Here is a 16589-nt window from a genome sequence, read left to right on the forward strand (position 1 = left end):
ATTTTCGGGGCGCTGACCGGCAGTTCACGGGGGGACAGCGCCGTGGACGAGGTGGAGCAGCCGAAGCGGCTCCGTCCACCTGGTCCGGGCCACTGACCCGCGCGTCTCGGTCATCCGAGGCCGACCAGTGCGTTGCTCTAGTGAGCGTCGGCCCTGGCCTGCATGCGGCGGTCACACGTTGACGTCGAGCACGTAGTTGTTGGTGATGAGGAACGTCACCAGGCCCGTCCCCGTACCGAAAGTACCGGCCCCGGAGTCTTGTGCCTGACTGCCGGACCCCCCTTCGGTGGCGTTGCCGGATGCCGCGGTGGTGTCCCGGTCGAAGCGGCGGTCGATCGTGAACTGGAAGGTCTGCCCCGTGTCCGTCCGCCTGAGGGTGTCGGTGGTCCTGGTCGTGAAGAAGAGGTCGCCGCTGCTCGTCACCGAGCCGGACATCGTCAGTTCGGCCGCGAAGGACTCGTCCGGCGTCGCGCAGCGGAAGTTGCCTCCACTTCTGCCGTCGACGGCGCCGTTGAGGGGATGAATGTTCACGTTGATCGAGCCCGCGCAGTTGACGGTCGCCAGTCGTGAGCGGGCGACGTCGGCGGCCACGGTCGGTGCCGAGTTGGCCGCTGCCAGGAGCAGGGCCGCTGCACCGACGATGGCCCAACCACGAGTGGACACAGGGAATTTCACGGTGTTCCTTCGGCCTGCGCAACATGCAAGCGTGCGAAATGCGGATGAGGTGCGCACCGTACTGGCCGGTGTCCCGTCGCTTCGAGACTGTTCGGGGCTGTCTCACCCCGGTGGGTGATCGGATTCACCGAAGAAACGATCACGCCGTGCCCACCACGTGTCTGCTGGGGTGGCCGTACGCTGATGTGGGATCTCGTCTCGTCTGTCATATGGCGGCGCTATGACCAGCGGTTCGAGGGGTTGTCTCAGGGGCCGTCCTTATACATCCCCGGGATGAGCACCGCTCTGGATTACATCCGGGCGCTGACGACCGGGCCGGGTCGCGCCGCCTACCGTCCTTGTCATGATCGGCGAAGAGAGCAGCGGTACGGGCACGGGCGGCTGCGGTACCCGAACGAGGTGATCGCGGGCAGCAGTTGCGGTCGATCACGCCGGATGTGGTCCTCCTCGGCGCGGACGGGCTGGTCGCCGGGCGTGGCCTTTGTGTACCGACGCTGGAGCAGGCGCAGCTGAAACACGTGATGCTGTACGCGGCACGGACCGCGGTGGTGCCGGCCGACCACTCCAAGCTCGGTGCCGGCCCGTTCCCCTACTGGGCGCCGCTCGATCGGCCATACTCCCTGGTCGTGGATGAGCAGGCGGATCCGGCGGTGGCGGCACCGCTCCGGGCCGGTGGCACGGTGCTGCTCGCGCCAGTCACTTCCGCTCCAGCTCGGCCAGCCGCAGCTCCAACTGGTCAACCCGGTGCCGTAGCAGGGTGACCTGGGCTTCCAGGCTGACTTCCCGTTCCGCCCTGCGCTGAATGCGCGGTGACGCGGCGGCGCGCTCGATCACCGCGTCCAGCCGGACCAGGCGCTGCGGCCCGTTCGGGCCGTCCACCAGCCGGGACTGGATCTCGCCATTGCGGTACCAGGACCGCAGGGCCGAGCGGGAGACGCCGGTCTCGGCTTCCGCCTTGGCCAGCGTGACCCAGGGTTTCTCGTCCAGCTGCTCGAACAGCTCCAGTTCACTCTGCCAGCGCGCGAGCCGGCCCTCCCAGTCCGACGGTTTCTCCATCACACCCTCCCTTCAGCACGGTGACCCTATCAATACCAGTGTATTGACAGGGGTTGAGACCATGGAGCCATGTCATTTGAAAGGTTCACGGTGAAAGCCCGCAAGGTGGTCGTCACGGCTCAGGAGGAGGCGAGGCTGCTCAAGCACGACTACATCGGCACGGAGCACATCCTGTTGGGGCTGCTCGACGTGCCGGACAGCACGGCGGCGAAGGTTCTGCACCAACTCGGGTACGACAAGGAGACGGCGCGGGTCGATATCGCCGCGGTGGTCAAGCCCGGCACGGCGGAGCTGAGCGGCCATATCCCGTTCGCGCCGGGCGCGAAGAAGACGCTGGAACTCGCCCTGCGTGAGGCGCAGCAGCTGCACCACACCTCCATCGGTACGGAACACATCCTGCTCGCCCTGGTCAGGGAAGGTGAGGGCGTCGGCGCGAAGGTGCTTGCCGAGCGGATCAATCCGATCAGCAAGATCCGTGCCGCGGTGCTGGCTTCGCTGGAGGGATCGCAGGACGTCGCGGTCGGCCCATGGCCGACCGGCACACCTGCCACCGAGGACACCGTGTCCGCCGCCAGCGCGCTGGCCGGTGGCGCACCGGTCGGCAGCCATCACCTGCTTGAGGCGATGCTGCGGGCGGAGAACAGCATGGCGGCCAAGGTGCTGCGTGAACTCGGGGTCGATCCGGACGCGGTCGCCGCCAAGATCGACGAGCTGGATCCGGAGACGACTACGGACGCGAACCCGGAGGAAACCGCCGCGCGCAAGATGGAAATCCGGCTGGTCGACGGCGAGGTGCACCTGATCCTGCGGGACCCGACAACGGTCACGGCCGCCAAGAAGGTCACCGAGCTGTCCGGCGGCCCGATCCAGGGCGTCGGGCCGGTCGCCGGCATGTTCGTCCCGCTCTGGCGATCAACCAACCAGCTGCTGCAGCAGATCCAGCGCGTGCTGGAACCGGAACCCGAAGACGAGGGCGGATCCGCCGCAAGCAAAGTGGCCAAGGTCGTGCGCACGGTGCTCGCGCCCCGGCTTCGCCGGTGAACCGGCTGATCAGCGGGCGAGAAACTGCCGGTGGGACGGGCGAGGACGGGGGCGTGGCGGGCGACGATGCGCTGGCGTCGTTCTCGCCGGCGACCAGGGCGTGGTTCACAGGCGGGTTCGCCGCGCCCAACGAGGCGCAGCGCGGCGCCTGGCAGGCCGTCGCCGCCGGACGGCACGCGCTGGTATTCGCGCCGACCGACTCCGGCAAGACGCCGGCCGCGTATCTCCGCGTACTGCACCGGCTGGCCACCGACTCGGTGCCGGGTGCTGTATGTCTCGCCGCTGAAGGCGCTGGCGGCGGACGTCGAGCGCAACCTGCGGGCGCCGTTGGCCGGCATCCGCCAGGCCGCCATCCGGCTCGGCCGACCAGAGCCGGCGATCACGGTCGGCATGCGCGCCGGCGACACTCCCGCCACCGAGCGCAGGGCGTTCCTCCGCACCCCGCCGGACATCCTGGTCACCACCCCGGAGTCACTGTTCCGACTGCTCAGTTCCACCATGCGCGCGAATCACCGCTGGGGGTGCGCACGGTGATCGTGGACGAGGCGTCACGCGGTGGCCAGCACCGAGCGAGCTGCGCATCTGGCCCTGTCCCTCGTCCGGCTGGACGCGCAGCTTGGCAAACCGACACAGCGGATCGGCCTGTCCGCGACGGTTCGGCCGGTCGAGGAGGTGAGCACCTTCCTCGTCGGCGAACATCGGTCGACGATCGTGTTCACCAACTCCCGCCGGGTTGCCGAGCGGCTCACCGCCCGGCTAACGAACTGGTCGCCGAGCCGGCCGAGGCCGGCCGGCTGACCAGGTTCCCGGCCGAGGCGATCGGCGAGTCCGGGATCGCGTTCGGCGCCCCACCGGTGGTGGCCCGCGCGCACCACGGGTCGATCTCCCGCGAGCAGGCAATACGGCGAACGCGAGCAGGCAATACGGCGAATCGGAGGCAACCATGACCATCACCATCGTCGGAGCCGGACTGGGCGGCCTGGCCCTCGCCCGTGTGCTGCACGTGAACGGCATCGACGCCGTCGTGTACGAACGGGAATCATCGCGCGGCGCACGCGGTCAGGGCGGCATGCTTGATCTGCACTCCGGGACCGGGCAGCGGGCGATGCGCGAGGCCGGCCTGATCGGCCAGTTCCACGCGATTGCCCGTCGTCAAGGCCAGGACCTGCGACTTCTCGAGCCGGACGGCACCCTGCTGCTGCAGGAGGATACCCCCGACGACGCCCCGCTCGAGCGACCTGAGGTCGACCGTGCCGATCTGCGCAACCTGCTGCTGGACTCTCTCCCCGAACACGCGGTGCGCTGGGGGCGCGCGTTCGAATCTGCCGACAACGGCCTGCTGCACTTCGCCGACGGCAGCAGTGCGACGTATGACCTGCTGGTCGGCGCCGACGGCGCGGACTCCCGGGTCCGCGCACTGCTCACCGACGCCCGACCAGCGCACACCGGGCAAAACGTCGTCGAGCTCGGTATTCCCGACATCGACCACACCCACCCCGACCTTGCGGCGATGGTCGGTCGCGGCAACTACTGGGTGCTCGGCAACGGACAATCCCTGTCGGCGCAGCGGAACGGCGACGGCCGCGTACGCATCTACCTCAGCTTCTACAACACCGCCGAGGACTGGTTCGCGACCAGTGGGATCCCGTTCGGCGATCCGGCCGCCGCCCGGGTGCGGCTGATCGACCTGTTCACCGGCTGGGACGCACGGTTCACCGCACTGATCGCAGCCTGCGACGACACGATCCTGCCGCGGTCGATCACCACTCTCCCGGTCGGCCTGACCTGGCCGTCGACGCCAGACATCACGCTGCTCGGCGATGCCGCGCACCTCATGCCGCCGGTGGGGCAGGGCGCCAACATGGCACTGCTCGACGGCGCCCTGCTCGGCCTCGCGCTGGCCGCGCACCCCGACGACTTTCCCGCCGCCGTCAAAGAATACGAACTCGAGATGTTCGAACGCACCAGCGCTGCCGGCCGGCAGTCCGCGCACGTCCAGGAAATCCTGGCCTCGCCGGACGCCGGCCAGAAAATGCTCGCATTCTTCCAACCTGGCTGAATGGAGGGGCCGTGTCCCCGGAACAGGACACCCGACGTCGGCGGCCTTGCGCATGTCCGCGGCGTCCAGGCCGACGCGGGTGACGTCGTCGAAGATGGTGTGCAGGGAGGCGAGCACGGCTTCACTCCAGGTGGGGTGGCCGGGCCCGGCGACGGGGTCGAGGTGCGGTCCTCGTACGGCGTGGACGTCCTGCGCGATTGTGCCGAGCCGGGCGAAGAAGCCCGGCCAGAGAGTGCGGGAGTAGTCGCCGAGGCGGTCAGGAGCGGGCGCCGCCGAGGTGGCTCTGCACCATCCACTCCCCGCCGATGATTTCCAGCGACCAGTCGGCGAACAACACGCGCGGAATGAGGTCCGGGAGGGGCGCGAGGTAGGGCACGGGGGCGTACTCGTTGCCCATCAGCTCGCGCTCGGAGACGAACTGGCGCTCCGGGGCCGGGCCGACGCGCAGGATGACCGGCTCTCCGAGGCCGTCCCCGGTGATCCGGTAGGTGGTGTTGTACCAGCCTGCCCCCCCGTACCGGGTGCGGGGGGCCTCAAATGTCCCCTACAGGGGTCGGCCGTAGCAGTCGACGTACTCCCCGGGAGCCCGCAGACCCGGGTTGCCCATAGGCACCGAGCCGGCCACACGACATGAGAAGCCCCTTGCACGACAGGGGGCTTCAGCCGTCTCGCAGCAAAACACCGGCGCACGGGAGCGTCTTCGCTCCGGCCGGATGCTTCTGCGATGCGTTCACACATTCGAGTGCAAGCCGCCTGTCGCCCCGGCCGCGCACTCATCTGCACGGCACTCTTCCAGTCCGAACACCCGTGAGAGAGGCCGCATTTGAGTACCGATACCGACTCAGACAAACCCGCCACGCCCGCCGAGGAACTTCGGTTCCAGTCGCCCACCCTGTCCGTGTTCCAGCGGAACCAGGTCACCACCTGGTCCATGACCCGCCGCCTTCCCCAGCTCGTCAAACGCGCACTGAAGCTGGGCTGGCGGGTGGACCGGACCGCGATCATCGTTCTCCTCGCCTGTCAGGCCGTCTCCGCGATCCTGGAAGCGTTCGGCCTGGTCGCCACCACCAGCACCATCACCGCCCTGATCGCCTCCGGCCACATCCAGGACCGGCTCACCGACGCCCTGCCCGCGATCAGCGTCCTCGCCGTAGCGGCCGGGGCGCGAGCCCTGCTCGGCATCGCCATCGTCAACGTCTCCAGCCGCCTGTCACCGCGGATCTCCCGTGAGGCGGAACTGGAAATGCTGAACGCGGCCGTACACGCCGAACTCGCCGCCTACGACCATCCCGGCTTCAACGACAAGTGGGACAACGCCGACCGGGGTGCCGACGTCGCCCAGGACCTCATCACCGAGTCCCAGCAGCTCATGTCCTGCCTGGCCTCCATCATCGCGGCGGCTGGGGTGCTCACTGTCCTCCACCCCGTCCTGCTGCCCCTGCTGCTGATCGCCGTGCTCCCGCAGGCCATCGCCAGCATGAAAGGCGCACGTATCCAGTACGAGACCAGCCGGGCCATGGCCGCCGAACGCCGCACCCTAGGTCTGCTGCGCTGGTACATCGTGGACAAGGACATCGCCGACCAACTCCGCGCCGGCACCATGGCCGACTTCCTGCTCTCCCGCTACCGGGCGATCGGCGCCCGCGTCGACGCCGTTACCGACAGGGCCGTCAACCAGGGAGCCCGCTACTCCCTGATCGGCGCCTTCGCCGGCGGACTCGCCTCCGCCGGCGTATGGGCCGCCCTCTGCCTGCTCCTGGCCCTCGGCCACATGACCGTCGCCTCAGCCGGAACCGCCGTGTTCGCGCTGCGCACCGTCGGCTCCTCGCTGCGCGGCATGGTCGGCTACGACACCCAGCTGTTCCGTACCGGCCTGTACGTGGATGACTGGGTGGAGTTCATCGAGGAAGCCGGCGGACACCGCATGAACCGAGGAAGCCGCACCCCCGACGGGCCCGAAGTCGTGCGCGCGGACGGGCTGACCTTCCGTTATCCCGGCTCCGGCCGGCCGGCCCTGGAGAAGGTCACCGTGGAGGTACGGCGGGGTGAAGTCCTCGCCCTGGTCGGCGAGAACGGATCGGGGAAGACCACCCTGTCCAAGCTGCTCACCGGCCTCTACCTGCCCAGCGAAGGCACCGTCACCTGGGACGGAAGTGACATCGCAGACTTCGACCCGAAGCACCTGTGGAAGCAGACCGCCGTGGTACCGCAGTCGTTCGCGCACTGGCCGCTGTCCACGCGCGAGAACATCACCCTCGGCCAGCCCCACGACGGCGGCGACCAGGCCGTGGAGGAAGCAGCGGTGCGGTCCGGCGCCCACGAAGTCGTTGCCGAACTCCGCAGTGGCCTGGACACGCTCCTCGCCCGCGAATGGTACGGCGGCGTCGAACTCTCCGGCGGGCAGTGGCAGCGCATGGCCATCGCCCGCGCCTTTTTCCGGCCCGCCGGCCTCCTTGTCATGGACGAACCCACCAGCGCTCTCGACGCCCGCGCCGAACACCGCATCTTCGCCGGCCTGCGCGACATCGCCCGCAACCGGGCCGTCGTCCTCGTTACCCACCGCCTCGCCAACGTCGCCGTGGCAGACCGCATCGTCGTACTCGACCACGGCCGGATCATCCAGGAAGGCACCTTCGCCCAGCTCGTCGCCGCCCCAGGCCTGTTCCGCGAGCTGTGGGACCTGCAAAACGACCGAGGCGTGCCCAACCAGCGCAGCCACAGCGAGGAGACCACCGCGCCATGACCGACCCGTGGCTCACCATCACCGCACTCGCCCACCGGCTCGACACCGCCGACCGCGAGCAGGGCCTCACTCCGGAAGACAGCTGGATTCTCCAGGTCCTGAAGATTGCCGAGGAGACCGGCGAAGCCGCGCAGGCCGTCATCGGGGCCAAGGGCACCAACCCGCGCAAGGGCAACTCGCACACTTGGGACGACGTCCACGCCGAGGTCGCGGACACCGCGATCACCGGCCTCGTCGCGCTTGCCAGGATGCGTCCCGATGCTGCCGACTACTTCGCCGCCCAGCTGAAGGAGAAGGCCGCCAAGTTCCTCTGACCCGACGAGCACGGCCCGGCACCGCCCCCTCCCCAGGAGTGGTGCCCGGGCCGAGTTCTTGTGCGGCCGCAGCTCGGAACAGCGCGCCTTGTTTTGGCTCATGGTCCTGATGCTCGTCGTCGGCCTGGAGCATCGACTCTTGCGCCACGGCGGCCGAAGCCAGCGGTACGTGTTGCATCTGGCCGGGGCGAACACCAGGAATCCGGCTCGGGACCGCCCGCCTTTGCGGTCCATGGTCCGGGCGACGCCGGGGTGCCGGGTATCGCGAGCTGCGATACGGCGGTCACACGACGGGCCATCGACGGCGCGGACTGCTCCCCGTACGACGACGAGGTCCCCGACAGCCACTGACCCCGCTACGGTCGCCCCCGTCCTCACCTTCCCCCGGAGGGCGGGGGTTGCCCGCGTACCAGCCCGAGACCCTGAGGAACACGCTGTGCCCGTACCGCACGACATCGCCGCCGAGACCGAGCTGTGGGACGCCTGAGCCGAGTCCCCGAGTCCGCGTTCAAGGAGACGCCGAGCCCACGTTCTGCTGGACCCAGTACGCCGGGCACGGACGCGGGCCCGAAATGCTCGGCAGCCCGCAGCGCGTCCTGGAGATCGGCTGCGGCACCGGCCGGAAACTCGCGTTCCTGGCACAGCAGGGCATTGAGGCGCACGACGTGGACCTCTCTCCGGTCATGGTGAAGTAGACCAGCGAACGGTGGCGGACACCTGTGCCACGTTCGCATGTGGGGGAGGTCCTGGAGTGGCTGCCCGCCGGTGAGGGCGTGTTCGACGCGGTCTACTCGATCTGCGGGGCCGCCTGGTTCGCCGACCCGAGCCGTCTGTTCCCGCTCGTGCGGGCTCGACTCAACCCGGGAGGCGTGTTCGTCTTCTCCCAGCCGCCGGCGATCCCGAACGCGTACGGCCCGCAGGGCATGGACAAGGGCGGATTCGCCGGCAAGGCGATGTTCACCTACCGGTACAGCTACCGCCCAGCAGTCTGAGAACGCTTCCTCACCCGCGCCGGATTCACGGCCACCGAAGCCCGAACCCTCGAGGCTCCCAAGCCCGGACACATCGGCACGCTGATCGTCCGCGCAGAAGCCGGCCCCTGATCTCTGCTCGTCTGCTCCCCGCGTGGCTGCAGCGCCCGTGGCCCTTGGAGGCCGACGTCGAGGGCTCGGACACCCCCTTGTGCCCCGGCTGCCGTCAGCAGACCGAACTGAACGACGTCGCGTGACGACCGCCCTGGAGCGCCGCCGAGCAAAATGCGGCGCGCTGCTAGATGACCGACCTCGACGGCGACGACCGGATCCGCTGTGTCGTCCTGTACGGCGGCGCGGGCCGGTCCTTCGGGGCCGGCGGCGACTTCCACGAGGTCTCGGAGTTCTCCGGCGGCGACGAGGTCGACGCCTGGATCGACGACATCACGGACCTGTACGGCACCGCGACCGAGTTGTGACGTCGTTCAGCGGCTCCAGCATGTCGGTTTCCAGCGTCCCCAGTGGTCAAGATCTCGCGCTGCCTGGACGCCTTGAAGAGGCGCCGCGGATCGGCCCCGTGTCGGGAGCACGTGAGGCGGCGCCAAGGTGTCAGTGGCAGCCGATAGCGTCGAGACCATGAGTGATCAACGGCATGTGGTGGTTGTCCGCAAGGCAGAGCATGCGGACGTCGACAGTCTTGTGGCGTGCAGTCGTGCCCTGTTTGCCGAGGACGCAGGGACTCGTGATCCGAGCATCAACGTCGACTGGCCGCGCGAGCACGGACCGCAGCGTTTTACCGCCGGGATCGACGATCCGGACCGGCTGCTGCTCGTTGCCGACCGGGATGGCGAGGTCGTCGGCCATCTCACCGGTGTCGTGGCGGAGGGGACCGCGATGAAGCCGGTGAGGGTGGCGTCGCTGGTGAGCATGTATGTGCAGCCCTCCTATCGCCGGGAACAGATCGGTGGGCGCCTGATCGGTGAGTTCACGGCTTGGGCGAAGGAAAAGGGAGCACAGGCGGCGGAGGTGACGGCGTACTCGAGCAACACCGAGGCCATCCGTTTCTACGAGCGCAACGGCTTCGCGTCCAAGTCAGTGACCTTGGACATTGCGCTGTAGACGTCGGTCTCACCTGGTCGACGGCCGACTCACGACTCGTGCGGCGGCCGTCTCGCCGCTGCCACCGTCATTCTCTGCGCTTGGTCTGATCCGTTCCGGGATGGGCTGAACGTCGGAGCAGGCGGTGAAGAAGGCGGTCCGGCGCTCCGAGGAGGATCCCGCGGAGCAGTGACTGAGCCGCGCTCGCCAGCACCCCGCCCGGCCGGGCAATGCGACTCGGCCCTGGTTGGTCACTGCCGCAGCAATGGCATGAGTCCATGACCAAAGCGGCCTGGTCTGTTCGTGTGACAGAGGGTGGCGCCGCACGGAGCCCCTGTCTGCAGCCGCCGCATAGTGGCGGCATGACTATCGATCATGCCGACGAGCTGTCTGTCCTGCAAGCCCCCCAGGCGGCGGTCCTGGCACGTCAGCTTGTGGAGTCAGTGGGTAATCACCAGAGGAGGAGGGCGACGGTGGTCCTCGCCTCCTTCCGTGGCGGCTACTGGCTGCGCCGGTTCATCGAGGAGCCCGCGCTGGGCGCCGTGGAGCCGCCCGACCGCCCGACCGCGGTGAACTGGGCAGGTGTCCTGGAACTGCTGCGGACGCCCGAACTGCTGGACGACCATCGCCGAGAGCCCGGCACCATGGGGCCCCATCTGACCGTGCTGGAGATCGCCGCATCGCTTGCCGCAGGTCACCCCCTCGACTTGCGCCGGGCGGCCATGCAGCTTTCCGGGGCGGAATGGAGGGACGCCCTGCTGAGGATGGAGTCGGCTGCCGATTTCGTGTGATGCCCTGGCGGGGCGTCGCCTCCCGGAGGGGTGGACATCGGTCTGACCGGTCCACTGACGGTTCGATTCCCTCCCTGCTGGGAGAAGAGCAGTACATGAGGTCGGCTGAAGAGGATCCGCACTGCGAGGTGCTGATGGATCTGACCGGCTGGTGGTGCGTGGGCGCGCGCCATACGCTCCGCTACAACGGCACGCCAATCGCTGTTTGGTCACCAGCTGATCTCGATGGCGAGGGCGTATCACGTTGCCGCACTGGCGATCACGACCGGTGTGTGAGGGGTCGGGTGGCGCGGGTGCGATTCTCCGGCCGCCCGACCCCGTACCCCCGTCGGGGTCGTCTCTGGCGAACCGGGCGCTTCTGCCCGGGGCTAGGGCCACATGTCGATCACGTACGACTCCAGGTCGGTGGGCATCTCGATGTCCTCGCTGTCGCTGTCGCTGTCGCCGATCCGCCTGACCGCCTCATCCCGCCGTGCCTGCGCGGCCGGGCCTCCCCGAAGCGGTAAGCGCGCACCCCGTACAGCCCCGGCCCCTCCAGCTCCAGCCACTGCCCTTCCGGCCCTCCCATCGTGGAGTGCACCGGGATACGGCCGGACTTGGAGAACAGGGCGACCTGCCCCAGCAGCTCGCCTCCAACGCGCTCTGCCGGAACCCCCGGCCACACGTGCACCTGTACATCCGTCTCGTGCTCCTGGATGGCAATTCCGGCTCGCAGCCGCTGACCTGATCGAAGCCGGGGCCGGCTCCCGGTCAGTGGCCCCAGCCTCGATCGCAGGCTCCTCGACGAGCGGCGGGAGGACGCCGCAGCCTGATCACGCCTCACGCGGTCCGTTCAGACCGTGATCGCAAGCTTGCCCTGCACGCCGCCTGCAGCCAGCACCTCGTGCGCTTCTGCCAACTTCTCCAGTGGGAAGACCTGCTGCAAGTGCACCCGCAGCTTCCCCGCCTCGACCAGCTCGGTCAGTGCCTCCAGGCCGGCGGGGTCCGGCTCCACGCCGACCGCTGCGAAGCGTACGCCGGACTGCTCCGCAAGCTCCGGCAGGGTGGTGCTGGTCCGCTCCACCGCCGTCACCAGCACGCCGCCCTGCCGCAGCACGCCGAAGGAACGCTCGGCGTTCCCGCTGCCCAGGGTCTCCAACACCACGTCCACCGGCGTGTCCTGGAGCACCTCGGCGTAGTCCTGGGTCCGGTAGTCGATCAGCTGGTCCGCACCCAACCCGCGCAGGAAGTCGTGCTTGCCCGCGCTCGCCGTGCCCACCACTTCCGCGCCGAGGTGCTTGGCCAGCTGCACCGCGATGTGCCCGAGCCCGCCGCCCGCACCGTGGATCAGTACCCGTTGCCCTGGCCGCAGCTGTGCGATCTCCACCAGTGCGTGCCATGCGGTCAGGCCGACCAGCGGCAGCGCCGCGGCCTCCTCGTGGCTGATTCCTGCGGGCTTGCGAGCCAGCTGCCGCGCGGGGGCGACCAGGTACTCGGCGTTCGCCCCGGCCGCGGCCGGGAAGTACGGCATCCCGTAGACCTCGTCTCCGACCTTGAACCGGTGCACACCCGGATCGACCTGCTCGACCACCCCGGAGATGTCCCAGCCCAGGACGAAAGGCGGCTCGCCCAGCAACGGGAAGGCACCGGAGCGGACGAACAGTTCCACGGGGTTGACGCTGGTCGCCCTGACTCGGACCAGCACCTGCGTCGGTCCGGGGGCCGGCTTGGGGGCGTCGTCGACGAGCTCCAGCACCTCGGGGCCGCCGAAGGTCTTCTGGGTGATCGCGCGCATGGTCATGCACTCCTGTTCGGAGAGTCGCTTGGGATGTCCCTATCCTCGGCGGGCCGGTAACCGTTGAACAGAAGGCACCTCAAAGGTATATAGGTACCTCATGGGTACTACTGACAACCTGCGCTTCTACGGCGGCGCGGATGCCTATCTGGCTGCCTGTCCCTCGCGCCAGATCCTGGACGTACTCGCCAACAAGTGGACCATGCTGGTCATGGGTGCACTGTCCGGCGGCCCGATGCGCTTCGGCGAGCTGCGGCGCCGACTGGACGGCATCACCCAGAAGATGCTCACCCAGACCCTGCGCACCCTGGAGCGGGACGGCCTGGTCACTCGCACGGTCTACCCGACCATTCCACCCAAGGTCGAATACGCGGCCACCGGGCTGGGCGAGAGCGTCACCGCGCTGATGCACGCGATCCGCGCCTGGTCGGAGGAGAACATCAATTCCGTCCTGGATGCCCGCGACGCCTACGACGCGCGGGTCGCCCAGGAGGTACAGCCAGTCACGGCCTGATCGCCTCCGGCTGGGCAGCTTCGGACTGGTCATCGAGACCCAGACCGGCTTGTTCACCCTGCGCCACAACCGGGCACAACCGGCGGTTCTCGCTCTGGCGAGTCCCTCATGGCAACGCGACGTGTGGCTGCAGCCGGACGAGGTCGAGGACCCGGACTACGTGGTCAACGTGCTGTTCGACGACTTCTGCAACGCCGACGACCCCGCTCCGTGGCTGGGCAAGAGCCTCCAGCAGGTCATGCCCGAGCCGAAGCCCAGGTCCTCGGGCAGGTACTCCCACTGAACGCCCGTGTGCAGCACGTACAGAATCCCGCACAGCACCCCCGATCCGGCAGCGGCTTGCGGCCCGGATAGCGAAAGCGCCGCTTGCGCTGCGGCAACAGCGGCTCTAGGCGATCCGACAGTTCATCCGACGCGAGTCACGGTGACGCCCCCACACCGAAGCCGAACGCTCAACTACCGTCCCGACACGGCCACCAGCTGATCCACCCCATTGTGTTAGCCGTTGTTACAGGCAGAAGGCCGCCCACGGCTGGGATTTCATCAACTGGTGGTGTAGATAGGTCAGTTGTTGCGTCTCCTGGATCGCAACAGGCGGTGATCGCGGTAACTTCAGTCACTCTTCCTGCGATCGCCGACCCCCCTCATGCACAGCGAAAGGCACATGTATGGCGAACAACCGCAGGATGCGCTACGGCGGACACATGCTGGCGCTCTCGGCGGCTGCCCTGGGCATGGTCGCGGCGATAGCCGCCCCGGCCTCGGCCGATGACCAGCCCACCCGGGCACAGCTCATAGCCGACTGCGACTCGGGCGCAGGCAAGTGCACCTTCAACGACCCCCAGTTGGGCGAGGCGTACCTCGGAGACTTCCACCGGGTCTCCGATTCGCTCTACAACTGCAGCACCTCGCCTGCCACCCAGTCGATGACCTGGTCCGACACGGTCGGTTCCACGGACTCGGCGGGCGTGTCCGTGACCGTCGGCGGCAAGATCGCGGACATCATCGATCTCAGCGTGACGGCGACCTACAGCCACACCTGGTCGAGCACGCACTCGGAGACCAGCTCCGTCAACATGACGGTGAAACCCGGTGAAGTCGGCTGGATCTCCCGTGCGCAGGTGATGCAGACCATCTCCGGCACATGGCAGACCCACTACGACGACAGGAAGTGGGGCCACTACTTCTGGTTCGTCCCCGACATCATCACGGGGCCTGCCCCTAACGGGACGGACGGCCAAAGCAACGCGGTGGTCGTCAAGTCCCGGAAGATGACCGCGAAGGAGAAGCAGTCCTGCTCCAGCAGCTCCGGTAGGGCCAAGACGTTCGTCGTCCAAGGCTGATCCACCGATCGCGCGCCTGGCTGCCTCGCGGTCCGTATACCCGCGAGGCAGCCGGGGCCGCTTGTTCGAGCCCCGTCGATCCATCGGGGAGGCACGCCCTTCCTTCAGACCAATTCACAGCTCTCGATCACCGCTCGCCATCGAGGACGCCGCCGCAGTCTGATCGCCATTACGTCGGTTGCACGCAACTGGCCAACCTCCCACGCCCAGCGGCGCAATACGGGGTGCTGGGCGGCATCGGCGTCGCGACCCACTCGTCGGCCCTACTCTCCGGCGTCGGCATTGCCGTGCTCGTACTCCTGCTGCCGACCTGGGGCGTCGCGGTCCGCCGACTGCATGACACGGGCCGCTCCGGCTGGGGGATCTTCATCCATCTCGTCCCGACGATCGGCGCCATTGTCCTGTTGGTCCTCTGCTCCGCGGGCAGCAAGGCGGGCGCGAACAAGTACGGCCCGAACCCGAAGGAGGCCCGGGCGCTCGCGTGACGCCGCGCCTTCGGCATTCGCCGCCCTGCGAAGTCGCCCGCCGACGTTGTCCGGGCGTCCTCAGACGTGCACGGGCACCAGGCGGCGCCGGGAACGCGGCTCCTCGGCACTCATGGCCCAGCCCGTGGGGCTCCTCAGGTGATCGCATCGGCGTGCATGCGAACCAACTGCCTTGCATCTGCGGGCCAGTGGCGGCTGAGGGGCGAGGTGACCGCTGGCGCGGGCATCCTCGGGCACTTCCACCGCGGGCGGCGGCCGGCAAAGCTGTCCGGCACCGCCGCCGCGGTTGTCAGTGGCTCCTGCGAGCATGCACAGATGACCCCAACTGGCCACCCGCTCACCGCTTCTGACGATCAGCCGCGTGCGCGCCTTCTCGAGCTGGTCGGTGCCATCGAACCGTGGGACGACCTGGAGCGCACCCATCTGGAGTCCGCCACGCAGTGGATCGCCGGCGGAGCCCCGGTCTACCGGGTGCGCAAGCCGGATGTTCCGGCCATGCACTTGGTGAGCTACTTCGTCGTCCTCGACCACGCGCGCGGGCAGCTGCTGCTCGTCGCGCACCGCAAGGCGGGCCTGTGGCTGCCGGCCGGAGGACACGTCGAGCCGGGTGAGGACCCGTGGGCCGCCGTGGTCCGCGAATGCCGTGAGGAGCTGGGCATCGAGGCCGTGGCATCACCGATCACCGGCGAGCATCCCCTCTTCCTCACGGTGACCCGAACGCGGGGGCAAAACGCGCACACCGACGTCTCGCTCTGGTATCTCCTCGATGCCGACGCCCGCACCATCACCTCGTACGACCAAGGCGAGTTCAACGCGATCCGGTGGCTGACCGACGAGCAGGTCCTCAATGAGCCGGCCGAGATGCTCGACCCCCACATGCACCGCTTCACCCGCAAGCTGCAACACGCCCGGACCAGGAGGCATCGCGGACAGCCTGCTCGGGCTGTCCGCGGTGCCACACGCCCCCGCCACGTCGGGGACTGAGACCAGCACCGCTCACATCCGCCGTCCCCTGGGGAGTCGTGACCGCGAAGGTGGAGCGATGGCGTCGTCCCGGGTGGGCTTGACCGGGATGCCGGAGGCCTCCTGGTACATCACGCCCGTCGCTACGGCTACTGCCATGTTGGAGCGCTCCAACCAGCGGCAGCGGCCGAGGATGTGCACGAGCGCGGCGGCACGGGCACAGGGGCCGTCGTAGACGGGGGTCTCCAGCAGCTCGGCCCGGTGGCAGGCGACTGCTGCCACCGGCACCCCGTAGTCGTCGGGGGTGGGGTCCCCAGCACCCGCGAGCTCGGCAACCTGCAGGATCCAGGGGACGTCGATGTACAGCTCCATCACGCGGCGTGCGCCTCGGGGGAGCGGCGGTCTGCCTCTTCCGCCTCTTCGAACACGCCCTGATGATCATCGAGAAAGCGTCGCGCGGCGTCCAGGCCTCGCTGCCTCAGCCCGCCGACGTCCTCTCGCACGAGGCCGGCGAGAGCGCATGCAGCCCGGACGGCGTGGGCGTGCCCAGATCGACGCTGTCCAACCATTGGCGGATCCTGCACGAAGCCGGAATCACCCAGACCCGTCGGGTGGGAAAGGCTCGTCTGATGGCTCTGCGCCGCGCCGATCTCGATGCCCGCTTCCCAGGACTCCTTGCAGCCGCATTGGCCGAAGGCAGTCGGTGAGTGCCTCGGTTGCCGGCCCGGCCAGGATGAGGCCGCCCGCCGTCCTGGCCGGTGG

At 68.7% G+C, this 16589-nt stretch carries 19 protein-coding genes and 3 pseudogenes; 16 read left to right on the forward strand and 6 right to left on the reverse strand.

Annotated features, from left to right (window positions below; genetic code table 11):
• Positions 1-171: 171 nt before the first annotated feature.
• Positions 172-663, reverse strand: coding sequence for a hypothetical protein (locus CRP49_RS35000; RefSeq protein ID WP_097256944.1), 492 nt, complete (start codon positions 661-663; stop codon positions 172-174).
• 428 nt (positions 664-1091) lie between these two features.
• Here CRP49_RS35000 and CRP49_RS49270 point away from each other — a divergent pair, with 428 nt between their 5' ends.
• On the forward strand, positions 1092-1436 hold the full coding sequence (locus CRP49_RS49270) for a DeoR/GlpR family DNA-binding transcription regulator (protein WP_097256945.1): 345 nt from the start codon (positions 1092-1094) through the stop codon (positions 1434-1436).
• Here the strand turns inward: CRP49_RS49270 and CRP49_RS35010 are convergent.
• Positions 1372-1731 (reverse strand): excisionase, encoded by a 360-nt coding sequence (locus CRP49_RS35010; RefSeq protein WP_097256946.1) that lies wholly within the window; start codon positions 1729-1731, stop codon positions 1372-1374. The two genes, CRP49_RS49270 and CRP49_RS35010, sit on opposite strands and share 65 nt — an antisense overlap.
• A gap of 90 nt (positions 1732-1821) precedes the next feature.
• On the opposite strand from CRP49_RS35010, the gene CRP49_RS35015 reads away from it, so the two are divergent.
• The 3 genes and pseudogenes from CRP49_RS35015 (at position 1822) to CRP49_RS35025 (ending at position 4831) form a co-directional block, all read left to right on the forward strand.
• Positions 1822-2772, forward strand: a complete 951-nt coding sequence (locus CRP49_RS35015) for a Clp protease N-terminal domain-containing protein (protein WP_257033596.1) — start codon at positions 1822-1824, stop codon at positions 2770-2772.
• A gap of 53 nt (positions 2773-2825) precedes the next feature.
• A pseudogene (locus CRP49_RS35020) lies at positions 2826-3668 on the forward strand (DEAD/DEAH box helicase); the annotation flags it as partial.
• Positions 3669-3715: 47 nt separating this feature from the next.
• The gene (locus CRP49_RS35025) at positions 3716-4831 is read left to right on the forward strand and encodes an NAD(P)/FAD-dependent oxidoreductase (RefSeq protein WP_097256948.1); all 1116 of its coding nucleotides are present in this window, start codon (positions 3716-3718) and stop codon (positions 4829-4831) included.
• Between the two features lie 256 nt (positions 4832-5087).
• Here the strand turns inward: CRP49_RS35025 and CRP49_RS47070 are convergent, their stop codons facing one another.
• Positions 5088-5228: a hypothetical protein gene (locus CRP49_RS47070; protein ID WP_179851849.1), complete on the reverse strand. Its 141-nt coding sequence runs from the start codon at positions 5226-5228 to the stop codon at positions 5088-5090.
• A gap of 426 nt (positions 5229-5654) precedes the next feature.
• On the opposite strand from CRP49_RS47070, the gene CRP49_RS35030 reads away from it, so the two are divergent.
• The 6 genes and pseudogenes from CRP49_RS35030 to CRP49_RS35055 all read left to right on the forward strand — a co-directional run bounded on the left by CRP49_RS35030 (position 5655) and on the right by CRP49_RS35055 (position 10748).
• Positions 5655-7574, forward strand: a complete 1920-nt coding sequence (locus CRP49_RS35030; protein WP_257033597.1) for an ABC transporter ATP-binding protein — start codon at positions 5655-5657, stop codon at positions 7572-7574.
• Entirely contained in the window at positions 7571-7888 is a 318-nt protein-coding gene (locus tag CRP49_RS35035) for a MazG-like family protein (protein ID WP_097256949.1), read from the forward strand. The genes CRP49_RS35030 and CRP49_RS35035 overlap by 4 nt, the downstream gene beginning before the upstream one ends.
• 436 nt (positions 7889-8324) lie before the next feature.
• Positions 8325-8991: pseudogene (locus CRP49_RS35040) on the forward strand (class I SAM-dependent methyltransferase).
• 170 nt (positions 8992-9161) lie between these two features.
• Positions 9162-9338, forward strand: a complete 177-nt coding sequence (locus CRP49_RS35045) for a hypothetical protein (RefSeq protein ID WP_257033598.1) — start codon at positions 9162-9164, stop codon at positions 9336-9338.
• 157 nt (positions 9339-9495) lie between these two features.
• Positions 9496-9978 (forward strand): GNAT family N-acetyltransferase, encoded by a 483-nt coding sequence (locus tag CRP49_RS35050; protein ID WP_097257710.1) that lies wholly within the window; start codon positions 9496-9498, stop codon positions 9976-9978.
• Between the two features lie 452 nt (positions 9979-10430).
• Positions 10431-10748 (forward strand): CBS domain-containing protein, encoded by a 318-nt coding sequence (locus CRP49_RS35055; protein ID WP_143670050.1) that lies wholly within the window; start codon positions 10431-10433, stop codon positions 10746-10748.
• Between the two features lie 832 nt (positions 10749-11580).
• Here CRP49_RS35055 and CRP49_RS35065 read toward each other — a convergent pair.
• On the reverse strand, positions 11581-12522 hold the full coding sequence (locus tag CRP49_RS35065) for an NADP-dependent oxidoreductase (protein ID WP_097257711.1): 942 nt from the start codon (positions 12520-12522) through the stop codon (positions 11581-11583).
• 100 nt (positions 12523-12622) lie between these two features.
• Here CRP49_RS35065 and CRP49_RS35070 point away from each other — a divergent pair, with 100 nt between their 5' ends.
• Both CRP49_RS35070 and CRP49_RS47075 read left to right on the forward strand, forming a co-directional pair.
• On the forward strand, positions 12623-13036 hold the full coding sequence (locus CRP49_RS35070) for a helix-turn-helix domain-containing protein (protein ID WP_097256952.1): 414 nt from the start codon (positions 12623-12625) through the stop codon (positions 13034-13036).
• Positions 13037-13157: 121 nt separating this feature from the next.
• The gene (locus CRP49_RS47075; protein ID WP_179851442.1) at positions 13158-13319 is read left to right on the forward strand and encodes a hypothetical protein; all 162 of its coding nucleotides are present in this window, start codon (positions 13158-13160) and stop codon (positions 13317-13319) included.
• On the opposite strand, the pseudogene CRP49_RS35080 reads toward CRP49_RS47075, so the two are convergent.
• A pseudogene (locus CRP49_RS35080) lies at positions 13256-13440 on the reverse strand (transposase); the annotation flags it as partial. The gene CRP49_RS47075 and the pseudogene CRP49_RS35080 sit on opposite strands and share 64 nt — an antisense overlap.
• Before the next feature lie 264 nt (positions 13441-13704).
• Between CRP49_RS35080 and CRP49_RS35085 the strand changes: the two are divergent.
• From CRP49_RS35085 to CRP49_RS35095, 3 genes are all read left to right on the forward strand, one after another.
• Positions 13705-14379, forward strand: coding sequence for a hypothetical protein (locus CRP49_RS35085; protein ID WP_097256953.1), 675 nt, complete (start codon positions 13705-13707; stop codon positions 14377-14379).
• A gap of 224 nt (positions 14380-14603) precedes the next feature.
• Positions 14604-14864 (forward strand): DUF805 domain-containing protein, encoded by a 261-nt coding sequence (locus tag CRP49_RS35090; RefSeq protein ID WP_257033599.1) that lies wholly within the window; start codon positions 14604-14606, stop codon positions 14862-14864.
• 315 nt (positions 14865-15179) lie between these two features.
• Complete coding sequence (locus CRP49_RS35095) at positions 15180-15848, forward strand: NUDIX hydrolase (RefSeq protein WP_097257712.1); 669 nt, start codon at positions 15180-15182, stop codon at positions 15846-15848.
• Between the two features lie 12 nt (positions 15849-15860).
• On the opposite strand, the gene CRP49_RS35100 is transcribed toward CRP49_RS35095, so the two are convergent.
• Positions 15861-16199 (reverse strand): fic family toxin-antitoxin system, toxin component, encoded by a 339-nt coding sequence (locus CRP49_RS35100; RefSeq protein WP_097257713.1) that lies wholly within the window; start codon positions 16197-16199, stop codon positions 15861-15863.
• A gap of 62 nt (positions 16200-16261) precedes the next feature.
• Here CRP49_RS35100 and CRP49_RS35105 point away from each other — a divergent pair, with 62 nt between their 5' ends.
• Positions 16262-16534 (forward strand): helix-turn-helix transcriptional regulator, encoded by a 273-nt coding sequence (locus CRP49_RS35105; RefSeq protein ID WP_179851850.1) that lies wholly within the window; start codon positions 16262-16264, stop codon positions 16532-16534.
• Positions 16535-16589 lie beyond the last annotated feature (55 nt).

This window comes from Streptomyces sp. Ag109_G2-15, from assembly GCF_900215565.1.
GTDB lineage: Bacteria > Actinomycetota > Actinomycetes > Streptomycetales > Streptomycetaceae > Streptomyces > Streptomyces diastatochromogenes.